Source organism: Amycolatopsis sp. NPDC058986, assembly GCF_042741125.1.
Lineage (GTDB): Bacteria > Actinomycetota > Actinomycetes > Mycobacteriales > Pseudonocardiaceae > Amycolatopsis.
This window is the reverse complement of sequence record NZ_JBHYJW010000005.1, coordinates 152,205-169,316: the sequence shown is the minus strand read 5'-3', so window position 1 is coordinate 169,316 and position 17,112 is coordinate 152,205. Positions and strand designations below refer to the sequence as shown.

13 protein-coding genes are annotated in these 17,112 nt (G+C 71.1%); 5 read left to right on the top strand and 8 right to left on the bottom strand.

Translation table 11 applies throughout. The annotated features are described in order from the left end of the window. Positions 1-18 precede the first annotated feature (18 nt). The 4 genes from ACFW0G_RS07135 to ACFW0G_RS07120 are packed head-to-tail and all read left to right on the top strand — an operon-like array spanning position 19 to position 5,520. A complete protein-coding gene (locus ACFW0G_RS07135) occupies positions 19-1,029 on the top strand; it encodes a 3-oxoacyl-ACP synthase III family protein (protein WP_378323915.1) in 1,011 nt (336 codons plus the stop codon). Continuing rightward, positions 1,026-3,020 (top strand): CocE/NonD family hydrolase, encoded by a 1,995-nt coding sequence (locus tag ACFW0G_RS07130; protein WP_378323913.1) that lies wholly within the window; start codon positions 1,026-1,028, stop codon positions 3,018-3,020. Before ACFW0G_RS07135 ends, ACFW0G_RS07130 begins: the two co-directional genes overlap by 4 nt. Next, positions 3,017-4,195 (top strand): hypothetical protein, encoded by a 1,179-nt coding sequence (locus tag ACFW0G_RS07125; RefSeq protein ID WP_378323912.1) that lies wholly within the window; start codon positions 3,017-3,019, stop codon positions 4,193-4,195. The genes ACFW0G_RS07130 and ACFW0G_RS07125 overlap by 4 nt, the downstream gene beginning before the upstream one ends. Further along, complete coding sequence (locus ACFW0G_RS07120) at positions 4,192-5,520, top strand: glycosyltransferase (RefSeq protein ID WP_378323911.1); 1,329 nt, start codon at positions 4,192-4,194, stop codon at positions 5,518-5,520. The genes ACFW0G_RS07125 and ACFW0G_RS07120 overlap by 4 nt, the downstream gene beginning before the upstream one ends. Here ACFW0G_RS07120 and ACFW0G_RS07115 read toward each other — a convergent pair. The 8 genes from ACFW0G_RS07115 to ACFW0G_RS07080 form a co-directional block, all read right to left on the bottom strand. After that, entirely contained in the window at positions 5,438-6,232 is a 795-nt protein-coding gene (locus ACFW0G_RS07115) for an ATP-binding cassette domain-containing protein (protein WP_378323909.1), read from the bottom strand. The genes ACFW0G_RS07120 and ACFW0G_RS07115 overlap by 83 nt on opposite strands. Then, on the bottom strand, positions 6,219-8,114 hold the full coding sequence (locus ACFW0G_RS07110) for a dipeptide/oligopeptide/nickel ABC transporter permease/ATP-binding protein (RefSeq protein WP_378323908.1): 1,896 nt from the start codon (positions 8,112-8,114) through the stop codon (positions 6,219-6,221). Before ACFW0G_RS07110 ends, ACFW0G_RS07115 begins: the two co-directional genes overlap by 14 nt. Continuing rightward, positions 8,111-9,052 (bottom strand): ABC transporter permease, encoded by a 942-nt coding sequence (locus ACFW0G_RS07105; RefSeq protein WP_378323907.1) that lies wholly within the window; start codon positions 9,050-9,052, stop codon positions 8,111-8,113. Before ACFW0G_RS07105 ends, ACFW0G_RS07110 begins: the two co-directional genes overlap by 4 nt. Continuing rightward, complete coding sequence (locus tag ACFW0G_RS07100; RefSeq protein ID WP_378323906.1) at positions 9,040-10,431, bottom strand: GH1 family beta-glucosidase; 1,392 nt, start codon at positions 10,429-10,431, stop codon at positions 9,040-9,042. The genes ACFW0G_RS07105 and ACFW0G_RS07100 overlap by 13 nt, the downstream gene beginning before the upstream one ends. Before the next feature lie 10 nt (positions 10,432-10,441). Next, positions 10,442-12,001: an ABC transporter substrate-binding protein gene (locus ACFW0G_RS07095; RefSeq protein WP_378323905.1), complete on the bottom strand. Its 1,560-nt coding sequence runs from the start codon at positions 11,999-12,001 to the stop codon at positions 10,442-10,444. 28 nt (positions 12,002-12,029) lie between these two features. Continuing rightward, positions 12,030-13,904, bottom strand: a complete 1,875-nt coding sequence (locus ACFW0G_RS07090) for a CocE/NonD family hydrolase (RefSeq protein WP_378323904.1) — start codon at positions 13,902-13,904, stop codon at positions 12,030-12,032. Between the two features lie 162 nt (positions 13,905-14,066). Then, positions 14,067-14,702 carry a TetR/AcrR family transcriptional regulator gene (locus ACFW0G_RS07085; RefSeq protein ID WP_378323903.1) on the bottom strand — a complete coding sequence of 212 codons (636 nt, stop codon included), beginning with the start codon at positions 14,700-14,702 and terminating at the stop codon, positions 14,067-14,069. A 112-nt stretch (positions 14,703-14,814) separates the two neighbouring features. Then, positions 14,815-15,660 carry a response regulator transcription factor gene (locus ACFW0G_RS07080; RefSeq protein ID WP_378323902.1) on the bottom strand — a complete coding sequence of 282 codons (846 nt, stop codon included), beginning with the start codon at positions 15,658-15,660 and terminating at the stop codon, positions 14,815-14,817. 397 nt (positions 15,661-16,057) lie between these two features. On the opposite strand from ACFW0G_RS07080, the gene ACFW0G_RS07075 reads away from it, so the two are divergent. Then, positions 16,058-17,089: an alpha/beta hydrolase gene (locus ACFW0G_RS07075; RefSeq protein ID WP_378323901.1), complete on the top strand. Its 1,032-nt coding sequence runs from the start codon at positions 16,058-16,060 to the stop codon at positions 17,087-17,089. The last annotated feature ends 23 nt before the right edge of the window (positions 17,090-17,112 follow it).

The window sequence follows — 17,112 nt, the reverse complement described above, 5'->3', positions numbered from 1 at the left end:
AGAAAGGTCACCCATGTCATGAACACCGCGATTCTCGGAACCGGCTCCTACCTGCCGGAAACGGTCCTCACCAGCGAGACGCTCGGCAAGCGTCTCGGGGTGGGGGAGCAGTGGATCTTCGACAAGACGCTCATCGCGGAGCGCCGCGTCGCCGCCCCCGACGAAGCGACGTCCGACCTGGCCTCGGCGGCCGCCCACCGGGCGCTGCACGCCGCGGGCATCGCCGCCACCGACCTCGACCTGATCATCGTCGCGACCTCGACCCCGGACCAGCCGATGCCCGCGACCGCCTGTGCCGTCCAGGCCCAGCTCGGCGCCGTCCGCGCGGCGGCGTTCGACGTCGATTCGGTGTGCTCCGGGTTCGTCTACGCGCTGGTGACCGCGCACGCGATGCTCACCGCGGACCCCGGCCCGCGCACCGCGCTCGTGATCGGCGCCGACATCTATTCCCGCATCCTCGACTACACCGACCGGCGTACCTGCGTCCTGTTCGGCGACGGCGCGGGCGCGGTGGTGCTTGGCAAGACCGGTACCGGACGCGGGCTGCTGGCCAGCACGCTCGGCTCCGACGGCACGCTCGTGGACATGGTCGGTATTCCCGGCGGTGGCAGCCGTCGCCCGGCCAGCGCGGAGACCCTCGCCGGCGGTCAGCACCACTTCGCCATGAACGGCAGGGGAGTCCGCGACTTCGCCGCGCGGGTGGTGCCCGAGCTCGTCGCCGACGTGGTGAAGGCGGCCGAACTCGACATCGCCGACGTCGACCTGCTCGTGCCGCATCAGGCGAACGGGACGATCCTGCGCGAGCTGGCCGACACCATGGGCCTGCGGCCCGAGCAGATGCACCTGACGATCGAGCGCTACGGCAACACCGGCGCGGCGTCGGTCCCGATCACCCTCGACGACGCGGTGCGGACCGGGAAGGTCTTCGCGGGCGACGTCGTGCTGCTGATCGCCTTCGGCGGCGGGATGAGCTGGGGCGGCGCGGCCCTGCGCTGGGCGGGGCCGAGGACGCGGGAGGACCTGTGGTGACGCGTCCCCCGATCCGGTTCCCGCGTTCGCGCCCGCCGCGGTACGAGGTCGAGTTCACCGGTGACGTCCGCATCCCCTCCAGCGTGCCGGGCCTGACTCTCGGCGGGGATCTGTACCTGCCGAAGGGCGCGGGCCGGGTGCCCGCGCTGGTGACCGTCCACACCGGACGGAAGGACGGGCTCGGCGGGATAGCGGCCCGGAAATACCTGCGCTACTTCGCCGAGCGTGGTTACGCGGTGCTCTATGTGGACAGTTTCGGCATCGGGACCTCCGAGGGCGTGCCCCGGCCGATCCTGAGCCCGGAGGAGGTCGACGACGGCGTGTCGGTCGTCGAGTGGGCGGCGGCGCAGCCGTGGTGCACCGGCCGGGTCGGCATGTGGGGCCTTTCGCACGGCGGGATGACGACGCTGGCCGTGGCGAGCAGGCAGCCGCCGCACCTGCGGGCGATCTTCCCGGTGATGGGCTGGACGGACGCCGAGCGCGATCTGGTGCACCCGGCGGGACTGCGCGGCGGGATCGGCATGTTCGGGCATCTCAGTCTGTACAACATCTTCTGCGCGCTGCTGCCTCCGCTGCGAGAGCACGACAAGGCCGAACACGAGACATTGTGGAAGGAACGGCTGGAGAAGTTCGAACCGTGGTTCGCCGATTCGTGGCTCCATCCGCCGGGACATCCGGTGTGGGAACAGCGTCGCGTCGACGCCAGGAGGATCACCGTGCCGTCGCTGTGCGTCGCGGGCTGGCGTGACCTGTTCTGCGCGTCGATGATCACCGCGTACCAGCAGATCCGCGGCCCGAAGCGGCTGCTGGTGGGGCCGTGGTTGCACACCTTCCCGGACGTCGCGGGCGTCGAGCCGGTGCCCTCGGCCGCGCTGGCCTGCGCCTGGTGGGACCGCTGGCTGCACGGCGAAGTGCCGCGCACGCGGGAAAAGCCGGCGACGTTCTTCGTCCAGGGCGGTGAAGGCCGCTGGGTACAGGCGCCGCGCTGGCCGCCGGAGAAGACCGGGGACCAGGTTTTCGTCGCCGCGCGCTCGGGGCATCTCTACCGATCGAACCGCACCGGGCGTTCGACCGCGGTCGTGACCACGGTCTGCCGGAGCGACGACACGGTGGGCGCGCTGAGCGGGCTCACGAAACACCCGATCGACAAGTTCGGCTATCCGCTCGACCAGCACGAGGACGACACCCGGTCGCTCGCGTTCACCAGCGCTCCGTTCCCCGAACCGGTGCTGGTGGCGGGCAGCCCGACGGCACGGGTGATCATCACCCCGGCCACCAGCGCCTCCCGCTGTGTGGTCAAGGTGACCGATGTGGACGAACAGGACCGGTCGGTGCTCGTATCGATGGGCGTGGTCGACCTGGATTCCCTGCGGCCCCAGCGGAATGGCTCGCCCTACGTCGTGCAGGTGCGGCTCGACCCGACGTGCTACCGGCTGGCGGCCGGGCACCGGCTGCGGCTGGTCCTCGCGATGGCCGACGTCCCGAGGCTGTGGCCTGCCGGAAAGCCCGCGCTGCTCGGCGTGCGCGTCATCCAGGCGTCCGGGGACTACGTCGGCCTGGCCGCGGAGGGCTACGGCGGGAACACCGCGACCACGCTCAGCCTGCCGGTGTGCGATCCGGCTTCGCTCACCGACGTCGTCGTGGATCCGCCGGAACGACGGACGAGTGCCCGCGACGTCCCGAAAGACCGCTGGGAAATCACGCGCGATCACCTCGGCGACGCGGTGCGGCTCACCGTGGCGAAGGAGGACCGGGTCCGCTACACCGAGGGTTCGCTCGCCATGAGGACGCTGCTCGGCTTCGAGGTGGCCAACGGCGACGCGGCAGGCGCGCGGATGCTGGCTTCGGGGGAGAAGACCGCGGAGACCGCCGACGGCGACCGGGCGACGGTCCGCGCCGAGATCGACATGCGGGCCGCCGCCGCGACCGTGACCGCGGAAGTCCTGATCAACGGAACCCCTTTCTGCACCAGAGAATGGACCCTGTCATGACCATGGTGGAACGTCCGCTGAACTACCTGGAGCTGGCGCATTTCAACCGGGTCGTCATCATGGCCGCCGAGTACGAGGGCGACCTGGACGCCGAGGCGCTCGACCGCGCGTTCCGGGCGTTGTGCGCCGCGCATCCGGTGCTGCGAGCGAGGATCCGCGGGGCAGGGCGCGACGCCGTGATGCGCGTCGAGGACGGCCAGGTCCCCGAGTTGCTGATCCTCGACGAGGCCCCCGACGTCCTGACGAAGATCGTCGAACTGCCGTGGGACGCTTCGCGGGCGGTTGCGGACCTCGTGCTCGTGCGGGGCGAGCGGCACGGATATCTCGCCCTGCGCGCGGACCATTCGATCGTCGACGCCAACGGCTGGCTCGGCTATCTGCGAGAACTGCTGCGGTTGTTCACCGTGGGGGAGGCGGAGCCCGCCGAGGCGGCGGGCACGTTGCCCGCTCCGCCCGCGGAGCTGTTCCACGAGCGGCTCGGTCTCATTCCGTACGACCGGCGGCTGTTCCACACGGCGGGCCCGTCGATCCTCGACGGCGAGGGTGGGCTGCTCAGCGGGTACCTCCGGCTCGACGAGGAGCAGACGAGCTGGATCCGGCGGACCGCGCGGCGGTACGGCACGACCGTGCACGGGCTGGTCAGCGGCGCGATCCTGCTCACGCAGCGGGCGTTCGCCGGTGGCCGCGACCCGGTCCCGATGTTCTCGGTGTCCCCTGTGGACTTTCGCGGGCGCGTCGAGCCGCCGGTGGGGGAGCTGGAGACGACCAACTTCATGCTCTCCTACGTCGCCGAGGTCGACGTCTCGACGCGGATGAGTCCCGTGCTGGTGGGGCAGTCGGTGAAGGCGCAGATGGACGCGGCGCTGGAGAGCGGCGAGGGGGTGCGGGCGGGCGCGCCGCTCAAGAGCGCGCTCGACCGCAACCTTTCCTTCGCGCTGGTCAGCAATCTCGGTGTGGTACCGGAATTCCCGATGCCCGACGGCGTCGAGGTCGTCGAGACGCACATTCTCAACACCGTCGACGACACGCTCTTCCCCGGTTATTACGTCTCCACCTATCGTGGCAGGCTGACCGTCCTTTATGTACTGACGAAGCGTTTCTTCACCGAGGAGGACGCGGAGGCCATCGCGCGGGAACTGCAGGAGCAGCTGCTCATCATCGGGGCGTCGTCGTGAAGGTCCTGCTGATCACCCACGGCAGCAGGGGCGACGTCCAGCCGTTCACCGCGCTCGCGATGGCGCTGACCAGGGCCGGGCACGAGCCGGTGCTGGCGGGCCCGGCGTCGGCGGTCGCGATCGCCGAGCCGCACTGCGCCCGGGTCGTGCCGCTGGACGACGGGACGAACAAACTGGTCGGCGACCGCCGGGCGTGGGAGGCGGTGGAGAACAACTTCCGTGGCCTGCGCGGAAAACTCCTCGGCCTCGAGTTCCTGCGCCACAACCGCGCGGCGATGGGCCGGGTGTTCGACGACCTCGCCGCGCTGGCGTTCGCGGCGGCCGATTCCGGCGACGTCGATCTGGTCGTGCACCAGGTCAACGTGCCGGGCGACGCGATCGCGGAACTCCTCGGCGTGCCCGCGGTCCCGGTGTGCCTCCAGCCGTTCTGGGTGCCCACGCGGTCGTTCCCCGATCCGCTGTTCCCGTTCCCGCTGCCCGCACCGCTCAACCGCGCTTCGTACCTTTCGACCCGGCTGTTCGTCCGTGCCTTCACGGGCGGGACCCGCCGCTGGCGCACGGAAACGCTGGGCCTGCCGCGTCGCCGGTCCGGGGTGTTCCGCCGTCCGGACGGCGGGCCCGCGACGGTACTGCAGGGCTTCAGCGGGCACGTCCTGCCCGCGGGGGCGCGGTATCCGGATTCGGTGCACACGACGGGGTTCTTCTTCCTGCCCGGCCCGGCGGGCTGGACTCCACCGGCCGAGCTGGCGGCGTTCCTTGCCGCCGGGAAACCGCCGGTCTACCTGGGTTTCGGCAGCATGGTCGGCAGCGATCCGGTGCGGACCGGCCGGATCGTCCTCGACGCGGTCCGCGGGGCCGGGGTACGGGCGGTGCTGGCGGTCGGCAGGGGCGGGATCGACCCCGGGGAGCTGGGCGACGACGTCTTTTGCCTCACCGACGTTCCGCACGACTGGCTCTTCCCCCGGATGGCCGCGGTGGTGCACCACGGCGGAGCAGGCACGACGGCCGCCGCACTCGCCGCCGGGCGCCCGCAGGTGGTCTGCCCGTTCATGTTCGACCAGCCGTTCTTCGCGCGGCGGATGCAGCTGAGCGGCGTCGCTCCCGCCCCGCAGCCACTGCGCACGCTGACGTCCGATGACTTGGCCGCCGCGATCCGCCGGGCCGCCGGTGATCCCGCGCTCGCCGCGCGCGCGGAGCAGCTCGGCCACCTGATCCGCGCGGAGGACGGCGTCGGCACGGCGGTCAAGATCCTGGAGACGGCCCGGAGACCGACGGGACCGCGGCCAGCAACGCCCGGGTGTAGGGATGGCAGGGGTGGCCGGTGACCCGCTCGATCGGTCCCTGTTCGACGATCCGGCCACCGAACAGGACCGCCGCCCGGTGCGCCATATGCCGCACGACGTCGATGTCGTGCGAGATGAACAGGTAGCTCAGCCCGAGCCGCCGCTGCAGGTCCAGCAGCAGGTTCAGGATCTGGGCCTGCACCGAGAGGTCGAGCGCGCTGGTCGGCTCGTCGCAGACGATCAGTTCCGGTTCGCCGACGAGCGCGCGGGCGATCGCGACGCGCTGACGCTGGCCACCGGACAAAGCGGCCGGGTACCGCGAAGCGGTCTCGGGCGGCATTCCCACCTGGGCGAGGATCTCCGCGACGCGGGCATCGGCGTCCCGGCGGCTCATGCCGCGCACGACGCGCAGCGGCTCGGCCAGTGTCCGGCCGACGGTCCGCGACGGGTTGAGCGAGCCGTGCGGATCCTGGAAGACGATCTGCACGTGCTGCCCGAGTTCCCGGCGCCGTCGCGCCGAGACGTGGGTGATGTCCTTGCCGTGGAACAGGATCCGGCCCGCGGCGGGCCGGGCCAGCCCGACGAGCGCGTGCCCGGTGCTCGACTTGCCCGAGCCCGATTCCCCGACCAGGCCGAGGGTTTCCCCTCGTTCGAGGTGCAGGTTCACCCCGTCGACGGCGACGACGTCGTGGCCACGCCCGCCGGGTCTGCGGGGATACGCGACCCGCAGATCGAGGACCTCAAGCAGGCTCACGTTTTTTCCTTTCCCAGCACAGCTTTTCGTGGTGCAGGCAGCGGGTGGTGTGTCCCGGCAGTGGCTCGGACACCGGGATCGGGGCGTCCGAACACTCGGGCGTGGCCAGCTCACAGCGCGGGGCGAAGGGACAGCCCGGCACCCGCGCCGAGGGCACGCTTCCCGGAATGGTCGCGAGCCTGCCCCGGGGCACCGCGCGGCTCGGCATCGCGCCGAGCAGACCCTCGGTGTAGGGATGCCGCGGCCGGTCGAGCAACTCCGCGACTTCGCACGATTCGACGATGTCGCCCGCGTACATCACATACGCGCGGCGGCACAGCGCCGAAACGACGCCCCAGTCGTGCGTGACGAGCAGGATCGCCATCCCCCGCTCCTTCTGCAGCCCCCGCAACAGGTCGAGGACCTCGGCCTGCACGGTGACGTCCAGCGCGGTCGTCGGCTCGTCGGCGATGAGCAGCTTCGGCTCCCCGGACAACGCCATCGCGATCGCGACGCGCTGGGCCATCCCACCGGAGAGTTCGTGCGGGTAACGCCGCGCCACCTGCTCGGGTTCGGGGAGGTTGACGTCCCGCAGCAGATCGAGCGTCCGGGCGCGCACGGCCTGCCGGGTCCCGCCGCGATGCCGCCGTACCAGCTCGCCCAGCTGCTGGCCCACGGTGAACACCGGATCGAGCGCGGCGATCGGGTCCTGCGAGATCATCGCGATCCCGGAGCCCCGGAGCCGCCGCATCGCACGAGGTCCCGCGGTGGCGAGGTCGGTGCCGTCGAACAGGATGCTGCCCCCGGTGACGGCCCCGTCGGCCGGGAGCAGGTCGAGGACCGCCCGGCAGGTCAGGGTTTTGCCGCAGCCCGACTCGCCGATCAGCCCGACGGCTTCGCCCGCTTGGACGTCCAGATCGACGTCCGCCACGACGGTCCGTGTCCCGGTGGTGCCCGGCAGCGCGATCGATACTCCTTGCAGGGACAGCAATGCCGAGGAACCGCCGGCGTGCGGGGCGAGCGTCGGGGTCGGCGCGCGATGGGCGCGGTGCAGCCGCTCGCCGGGATGCTCGGAACGATCGGCCGTCGCGTCGCGGACGGCGTCGCCGAGCAGGCCGAACGCCAGGATCGCCAGCCCGAGCACGACACCGGGCGGCAGCAGCAGCCACGGCTGGCGGTCGATCACGGCCGACGCGTCCGCGATCATGTTCCCCCAGGTCGGATCCGGGGGTTGCGCGCCGAACCCGAGGTAGCTCAGGCCGGCGTCGATCAGCAGCGCGCCGCCGGCCAGCATCGAGATCTGCACGATGATCGGCCCGGCCACCCGCGGCAGCACGTGGTGCACGACGATGTGCCGGTTCGGCAGCCCGTACACGCGGGCCGCGGCGATGTACAGCTCCTGCCGCACGGCGAACGTCGAACCGCGGACCACCCGCGCGAGCCCCGGGGAGAGCAGGATGCCCAGGGTGATCATGGCGACGTCCCGCTGCCCGCCGACCATGGCGAGTACCACGAGCAGGGTGACCAGCACGGGGATCGCGAGCAGCACGTCCACGACCCAGGTGAAGACGCGGTCGAGCCAGCCGTCGAGGAACCCCGCGGCGATCCCGCTGCCGACGCCTGCGATCAGCACGGTGAGCACGACGACGGCCGCGTCGACCAAGCTGATCCGGCCGCCGTACACGATTCGCGTGAGCACGTCGCGGCCGAGGCCGTCGGTGCCGAACGGATGTGCCGCGGTCGGCCCGGACAGCACGTGGTCCAGATCCGCGGCGGCCGGGTCGTAGGTGGCCAGCAGCGGGGCGAACACCGCGGCGAGCAGCAGGATGGCGAGGTAGGCCAGCGGTACCGCGGCGATCGGGCGGCGCAGCACGGCCCGCCACCGGTGGCCGGGCGCGCTCACCGGGCACGCACCTTGGGGTTGAGCCAGCCGTAGGCGAGGTCCACCACCAGGTTGACCGTCACCACCACCAGCGTGAACACGACGACCACCCCCTGCAGCATGCGGACGTCGTGCTGGGTGGTGGCCTGCACGGCGAGCCCGCCCAGCCCGGGCATCGCGAACACGGCCTCGACGAACACCGTGCCGCTCAGCAGGCTGATGAAGGTCAGCCCGACGAGCGTCACGACCGGGATCGCGGCGTTGCGCAGCGCGTGCCGCACCACGATGGAGAACTCCGGGACCCCGTTGGCGCGCAAAGCGTTCACGAAATCCCGTGACAGCGCTTCCAGCATGGCGTCGCGGGTCTGCTTGGCGAACACCGCGATCCCGGGCAGCGCGAGCGTGGCGACCGGCAGGATCAGGCTGCGCACCCAGCCCGCCGGCGACGAGCCGAGCGACACGTACCCGGTGGCGGGCAGGAGCCGGATGGTGACGGCGAAGAGCGTGACCATGGTCAGCGCGAACCAGAAGCTCGGGAGCGCGTAGCCGACGAGCGAAAGCACGTCGATCACGCGCCCGATCCGGCCGCCGTGCACCGCGCTGAGCACGCCGAGCGCGACGCCGACGAACGCGGTCACCAGCGTCGCGCCCACCATGAGCGAGATCGTGACCGGAGCCCGGTTGGCGATCTCGGCGGAGACGTCGAGCCCGGACAGCGGCGACGATCCGAGATCGCCGCGCACCGCGTGGGTCAGCCACTGCCAGTACTGCGTCAGCAGCGGGCGGTCGATGCCGAGTTCGTGTCGTAGCCGCTCGTAGGCTTCCGCGCTGTAGTGGTCGCCGAGGAGGGTGCGCGCGACGTCCCCGGGGGCCGCGGCCTGCAACAGGAAGGTCACCAGCGAGACGATGAACACGAGCGCGGCCGAGACGGCTACCCGCCGCGCGATCAGCCGTGACATGGCGGGCCCTCCCCGGCCGACTGCGCCGCGATGAGCCGCCGATACCACTCGAAGGACGCCTTGGGCGTGCGCTCCAGCGTGGTGAAGTCGACGTGCACGAGGCCGAAGCGAGGACCGTAGCCGTGTTCCCATTCGAGATTGTCCAATAACGACCAGACGTGGTAGCCGCGGACGTCGAGGCCCGCGTCGATCGCGGCCCGCAGCTGGACGAGACAGCCGCGGAGATAGCCGATGCGTTCCTCGTCCCGCACCGCGCCGCCCGCGTCCACCTCGTCGGGCAGCGGCATGCCGTTTTCCGTGACGTGGACCGGTGGCAGGTCCGGGTACTGCGCCCGCAGCCAGCGCAGCAGCCCGCCGAACGCCGCGGGCACGATCGGCCAGCCGAGCATGTTGGCCGCGGTGTCCGGCAGCGGAGTCCTGGTGTAGCCGAACGGCTCCGAGGGCGCGGCGGCGACGCGCGCTGGTGCGTACCAGTTGACACCGAGGAAATCGAGCGGGGCCGCGATAACGGTGTTGTCGGCCGGATCGCAGCGCACCACGGGGACGCCCTCGACACGGGGATAACGACCGTGCAGCAACGGATCGAGGAACAAGCGGTCCTCATAGGCCTCGGCCCGGCCGGCGGCTTCGACATCGGCGTAGCGCCCGCTGGCCGGTGTGACCCCGGACAGGTTGAGCGCGATCCCGACCTCCATCCGCCGTCCGCGCCCGGTCAGCCCGCGCAGCCGCTGCGCCGCGAGCCCGTGGGCCAGCAGCAGATGGTGGGCCATCGCCAGTGCGTGCTGCCGCAGCGGTCCGTCGAGGCGTGACGAGCCGTTCATCGCGGCGTGCACGACCGACAGCGGTTCGTTGACCGTGATCCACCGGTGCACCCGGTCCCCGAGCCTGGCCGCGATTCCCTCCGCGTACTCGGCGAAACGTTCGGCGGTGTCCCGGTTCAGCCAGCCGCCGTCGTCCTCCAGCGCCTGCGGATGATCCCAGTGGTAGAGCGTCAGCATCGGGTCGATGTTCCGGGCCAGCAGGCCGTCGACGAGCCGGTCGTAGAACGCCAGCCCTCGCGGGTTCCACTGCCCCCGGCCGGTGGGCCGCACCCGTGGCCAGGACACCGAAAAGCGGTAGCTGGTCACCCCGAGGCGGGCCATGAGCTCGAGGTCCTCGTCCAGCCGGTGGTAGTGATCGCAGGCGACGTCGCCGGTCGCGCCGCCCGCCAGCCCGCCGGGCCGGTGACTCAGTGTGTCCCATGTGGACGGTCCCTTGCCGTCGGCGTCCCACGCTCCCTCGATCTGGTAGGCCGAGGTCGCCACGCCCCAGCAGAACCCGGGCGGGAACGCCAGCGCGTCGTCCGCCGTTTCCGGTTCGGTGTCCGTTCCGGTGTCCATGTCCGCCCCCTCAGGTCGCGGGATGCCAGGCGGTGACGCTCGGGAACAGCTTCCCGCGCACCGCGTCGATCCCGACCGAATTCCGGTAGTACAGGAACAGCGGGCTCAGGCACACCGGCAGGAACCAGCCCAGTTCCACGACCCGCCGGACGATCCGCCGGTCGAGGTCGGCCCGTACCTCGCCGTCGGCCGCGGCCGCCTGCCGGTCCAGGTCTTCGAGCATCGGATCGCTGCTGTGGAAGGGATTCATCCCGATCGCGTCCTTGAGCCACAGGCCACGCCCCATGAAATACACCGGCAGCGCGCCCCAGCCCATGTGCGACGCCGGGTACTTGGTGATCTCGGCGTTCGCGGCGGACGGCTCCTTCGAGGTGATCTGGAGGTTCACCCCGACCTGACGCAGATTGGCCGCGATGGCCTGCACGATGTCGCCGAAGAAGGCCGGGGTCGATCCGACGATCACCGGCAGCGAGAAACCGTTGGCCAGTCCCGCCTCGGCCAGGAGCTGACGTGCGCGTGCCGGGTCGTAGCTGTAGAAGTTCTTGTCGTTGAAGCCGTCTTCGCCTGGCGCGGCGGGTTGTTCGGTCGGGATGCCGTACTCGCCGAGCAGCGCCCTGGTGATCTTCTCGCGGTCCACGGCGAAGTTCAGCGCCTGGCGCACCCGGACGTCGGCGAGCGGCGGGCTGAGCGTGCCTGCGCGGTCGTTGAGCTGCAGGCCCATCACGATGTTCGGGCTCGTCGTGATCTTCAGCCCGGCCGCCTTCGCGCCGTCGGCGATGGCGTAGCTGCCGCCGATGACGTCGACCTGCCCGGTCTTGAGCGCCGCGAGCCCGGTGTTCTCGTTGGGCAGCACCTTGATGGTGATCCGGTCGTAGTTGCGCTCCCGCGCGTTCCAGTACCGGGGATTCGGCGCGTAGGTGTAGTGGTCGTTCGCGACGGTTTCCCCCGGCACCAGCACGTACGGCCCGGCGCCGAACGTCTGGGTCGCCAGCTCCTCGGGCTTGGCGACCGCCGCGGGGCTGAGCACGTTGCCCACGAAGAAGTCCTGGGTGAACAGGGCGGGCAACTGGGGATGCGGCTGGGAAAGCCCGAGCCGCACGGTGAGCGGCCCGGTGGCTTCCACCTTGTCGACCGCGGCCAGGAACGCCGCGGCCTGCCCGGCGCCCTTGCGGAAGTGCCCGATGCTGCCCGCCACCGCTTCGGCGGTGAGCGGCGCGCCGTCGCTGAAGGTCACCCCTTCCCGCAGCGTCATCTCGAAACTCTGGTTGCCACTGCCGAGATAGCGCCATGCCGTCGCCAGCCGCGGCTGGTACGAACCGTCCGGTGCCCGGTAGATGAGCGGTTCATAGGCGGGGTTGAAGTACAAAGTGGACTCGCCGCCCGCCTTGGCGGGGTCGAGGCTGGTCGGCGGCCAGTACTGCCCGATCCGCAGGATGCGGGAGGCACCCTGCGGATCGGGGCCGCCACCGCAGGCCGCGCTCGCCGCGAGCGCCAGCCCGCCGAGTGCGAGACCGGTGAACCGGCGGCGGCTGATCATGGGGGAGGGAAAGGCTTCCGGCGCTGTGCGCATCGCGATGCCCTTTCGTTCGGGGCGGGGCTCAGCCGCGCCAGTGCCGGTCGAGGAGGGTTTCCCCGTCGAGGGTGACGCGGCCGGTGGCGTCGACCGATGAGGACGTCGCGCTCACCCCCACGTCGACGGTCAGGTGCGCGCCGGTTTCGGTGTCGATGGTCGCGGTGATGCTGCCGGTGACGGTCGACGCCGCCGGGTCGGCGCGGTCGGCGGTGGCCACCAGGGTCTGGGCGATGGCCAGCGCGTGGTCGCGATCGGCGACGTCCTCCGGGCGGACGGCGTTGGAACTCGCCAGCCGCAGGGAGACCCGGTCGTTGAGCAGATCGGTGGTGATCTCCCACGCGGCCTGCTCCGAAGGGTCCTGTTCGGACATCGGCGCCGCCGCGGCCGCGCCGGCGTCCGGCAGTGGATAGTCGATCGTCGCGCCGCTGCCCGCGGGGACCACGGGGAGCGAAAGCGTGCGCACCGACGGGAATCCGGTGCCCGGCGGGGTTTCCGGCCAGACGCGGGGGAAGTCGCCGGGGGCGACGGCCACCCGGAGCCGGTGTCCTGCCGGGATCTCGTAGGTGGTCGGGGTCAGCTCGACCTCGATCCGGTCCGCACCGTCCTTTCCGGACTCCAGTCCCGCGCAGATGAGGGTGGAGCGTCCGGCCGGGTCGACGTCGGTCAGCTTCACCGACACCCGCGGCCACCCGGCCGACACCACGACGCGCGGTTTTCCGCTGACGAGCAACGCTTCGGCCAGTGGTGCCGAGGTGTGGCACAGGCTGCGCGCGTCGTCGTCGTGCTGGTCCAGCGGCAGGCCGAACATCCCGGCAGGCGTCGACCACAGGCCGGAAAGCAGGCCGACCGCCGCGTCGGTTTCCGCGGGCTCACCGCGTTGCCAGGTCGCGAGATCCTCGACGCGGGTGGTGCCGGGCGGTGGCCAGCTGGGAAAGCCGAGCCAGCGTGGCCGGGCGCCCTGGACGTAGACGCTGACCGGCGGCGGTTCGGGCCCGGTGTCCTCGCCGAGCAGCCAGCGGTCCCACCAGGACTGGGCGAGGGCGAGGAAGTCGATGGGCGTGAACGGACATTCCTGTGGCATCACGTGCATCCACGGTCCGGCGACGAGCCGCTTGGGGCCGCTCATCCGCTCGAACGCGCGGATGGTGCCGTCGACGAACAGATCGCGCCAGCCCGCGACGCACAGCGCGGGTACCTCGATCGCCGCGAGGTCCACTTCGCGCACGGGCCAGGCGGGCGAACCCGGTCCGTTGCGCCAGAGGTCGAGCAGGTACGGCGCAGCGGTGAACCGGCGGCGCCAGCGTGTCTGCTCGGCCGGATCGGCGTAGTCGTCGAGCGGGGGCAGGAGCTGGTTGAACAACGTGCCCAGCGCCCAGGTTCCCAAGGGGGAGAAGGCACCGCGCGAGCCTCCGGGATGGACGAAGTCACGGCCGGGGTCGGTGGGGCCCTCGACCGCGATGATCGCGCGGAGGCCGGGCGGCCGGTGGCTGGCGGCCCGCATCGCCGTCAGTGCGCCGTAGGAACCGCCCCACATCCCGACGTTTCCGTCGCACCAGGGTTGTTCGACCGCCCATTCGATGGCGGCGAGGGCGTCTTCGGCTTCGCCGGGGTCGAACGGGGGCCGCTGGGTGCCGTCCGAGGAACCGGTACCGCGCAGGTCGAGCAGCATCGAGGCGTAGCCGCGCGCGGCGAACCACCGCTCGGCCGGGGAACCGTTCAGCGCGGTGATGTCGCGGCGGTACGGCAGGACCGTGAGCAGTAAGGGAACCGGGCTCTTGCCCTCGGGAAGGAAAAGATCGCCCGAAAGCGTCACGCCGCTCACGCCGGTCGGGATCCGGACGTCGCGCCGCACCGTGACGTCGTACCCCTGGGCAGGTCTGCTCTCCGTGCGCACCGGCATCGTTGCCTCCGCCCTCCACCCCGCGGGCCTGCTGCCCGGCGGGTACTGGGTGCGGGTACTAAATCGAATACTTGAGTACCCACTGGAGTACGTTAAACACACATGCGCGGACGCCGCAAGCCTCGTGTCCGAGTTGTGCGGTGCCGGTGATTTATTGCCCGGTCAGGGCGTGCCGGTGTGGTTGGTGAGCGCGGCCAGTACGAGATTACCCAGTTCCGTGTAGGCGTCGCCCATCGCGAGCCCGGTGCGGTCGAGCAGTTCGCCGTGCTGGATGCTGTCGATGAGCAGGCTCACCGCGGCGCCGACGAAATCCGCGTTGACCGCGCGGAACTCTCCGGATGCGACACCGTCCTGAATGGACTCGCGGACGTGTTGCGCGGCGGCGAGCGAGTTGCGTGCGTAGATCTCCGCGGTCGCCTGGGTGGTCACCATGTCCGCGTAGCATTCGGGCGACATGCGCCGCATTTCCGCGCCGAGCCCGGCCAGATAGGCGGCGATCCGCTGCGACGGATCGGTGATCGGGGCGACTTTTTCGCTCACGCGCGTGGCCGATTCGGTGAAGAAATGACGGACCGCGAGCACGACGAGCTGTTCCTTGCTGGCCGCGACGGCGTAGAGCGTCGACTTGGAACACTGCAGCCTGCTGGCCAGATCGTCCACGGTCAGCCGGGCGAAACCCTCGGCGAGCACGAGGTCGGCCAGCTGCCGGAGCAGTTCCTCACGCCGCGCCGCGGACATGCGACGGGTCCTGGCGGTGTGCACGCCGGGTGGCGTCATCCACGGTGGCTTCACGGTCATGGTTTCGTAGCCTCGCACACTGTCCGCCGGGCCGGTGGACCGAGATCGGTACCCCGCCGGCCAGAACGCCGTCCAGAATCAGCATGGTACTACTGTACCGCGTTCGGTACCCTCATGGGAGAAGACCAAGGCGCCGTGCGGTGACCACGGCCTCCATCCGGGAATGGGCGAGCAGTTTGCGCATCGCGCTGCGCAGATAGCTTTTCACCGTCTCGACGGTGATTCCGAGATCGGCCGCCGCCTGTGCGTTCGTCCAGCCCAGCGAGACGCAGGCGAGCACGTCCAGCTCGCGTGCCGAAAGCCGCGGCCCGCTCGGCCGCGCACCGGCCGGACCGCCCATTGTGGACAGTTTCGCGCAGATGGCCGCGACCCGGCGGCGCAGCGCGGTGTCCCCGACGTCCTGGGCGAGGATCCGCAGTTCGGCGTAGGCCTGCCGGACCAGCTCCCAGCGCGGGTTGGCCTGCCCCGTCGCGCCGTACCGGTCGAACCAGGCCAGCCGGTGGACGACCTCGTCCTGGACGGCCAGCCGCTGTTCCAGCTCCCGTGCCGCCTCGAGAACGGACTGGACGACCCGGTCGCCGAGCGCCTCGTCGCTGCGGAGCGCGCCGTAGAGGACCGCGCGGACCTCGCGGGAGACCACCACGGGCGCGGCGATCATGGCGCGCAGGCCCTCCGCGGTGATGACGTGGTCGTAGTGGTGGCTGATCCCGTTCGCCCGCACGTAGTCGTTGACCACCACCGGGCGGCGCAGGACGAGGACCTTGCCGCCGAGTCCGCGCCCGCGGTCGAGCGTGACGCCCTTGAGTGCCCCGGTGGTGACGCCCGCGAACTGCGTGAGCCGTACCTGACCGGCGCCGATCTCACCGCCGAACGCCAGCGGGAGACCGGTCGCCTCCCGCAGTCCGGCCAGTGTGCGCTGGATCTGCGGCCGGTCGTCGGGCTGTCCGTGCGTTCCCACGCCTGCTCCTCGACTCGTTACGGCATCCCCTCAGCCGGGGGTGGTTCGGTACTCCGCCGCGATGGGACATTGCCTAACGATACGCCGATCCACCGAAGTCGTTCGCGTATCCCGCACACCCGGGAGCCTCAATGACGAGCTCACTGCACCAGCGCCACGATGTCCGTGAACGCGACAACGCGCGAGTGCGTTCCCGTGCTGTCCTCAGTGGACAGTAAGACTCCGGCTCCCGGAAAGCGTTCTCCCCCTCGCTGTCGGTGAGGGGTGAATGATCCGCAGTCCCCTTCGCCCGCGTGGCGGCCGCGACGGCGCGGCGCTGTTCGCGCACTCGGGTGAAGGCTGGTTTCCCTTGCGTGGAAACGGTTCGTGTCGATCACCGCGCGCCAAGGAGGCAACGATGCCCAGGCCCTTCGCACCCCGGAAATTCGCCCCCGACCGCAGCGGGGGTGGTCCGTCGACGATCTCCCGGCGGGGCTTCGTCCTCGGCGCCGCCGCGGGCATGACGGCCCTGGGCCTCGGCGCCGCGGTTGCCCGCGCCGACACCGGTGCGCGCGTCGTGTCCGAACGTTACGTCGGCGAGCGGCTCCTCGACCTGACCATCTCCTCGCCCGCGCTGGCCGCGACGGTACCGGTCCGCCTGCTGCTGCCCGCGAGCTGGACCCCCGCGCCGAAAAAGACCTGGCCCGTGCTGTACCTCCTGCACGGCTCCGGTGACGACTACACGTCGTGGACGCGCTCGACCGACGTGGAGGAGCTGACCGGGCACAGCGAGATGCTGGTGGTGATGCCGAGCGCTGGACGCGATGGTTTCTACAGCGACTGGCTGAACCACGGCGCGGGCGGCCCGCCCCGCTGGGAGACGTTCCACCTGACCGAACTCCGGGAAATCCTCGAACGCTCCTACGGCGCGGGCACCGTGCGCGCCATCGCGGGCCTGTCGATGGGCGGCTTCGGCGCGATGTCGTACGCCGGCCGTCACCCCGGCATGTTCCGCGCGGCCGCGGCGTACAGCGGGCTGCTGCACACCACCTACCAGAACGCCCGCGGTTCGAGCCTGATCCAGGGTGTGCTGGTGAAGGACGGCTACGACCCCTTCGCGCTGTGGGGCGACCCGATCCTGAACGCGGACGTCTGGGCCGCGCACAACCCCTACATGCTGGCGGACCGGCTTGTCGGCATCCCGCTCTACGTCGCCTGCGGGAACGGTCAACCGGGCGCGCTCGACCCGCCAGGAGCGCCGCCGGACGTGCTCATCGAACCGTTGTGCTATGAGGAAAGCGCCGCCTTCGCCGACCGCGTCCGCGCGCTGGGCGGCTCGATCACCACCGAACTGTACGGACCGGGCACCCACAACTGGCCGTGGTGGCAGCGCGACCTGCACCACTCCTTCCCGTTGCTGGCCGCCGCCATCGGCGCCGCCGACGGCTGAGCGGAGCGCACGGTCCGTGAAGG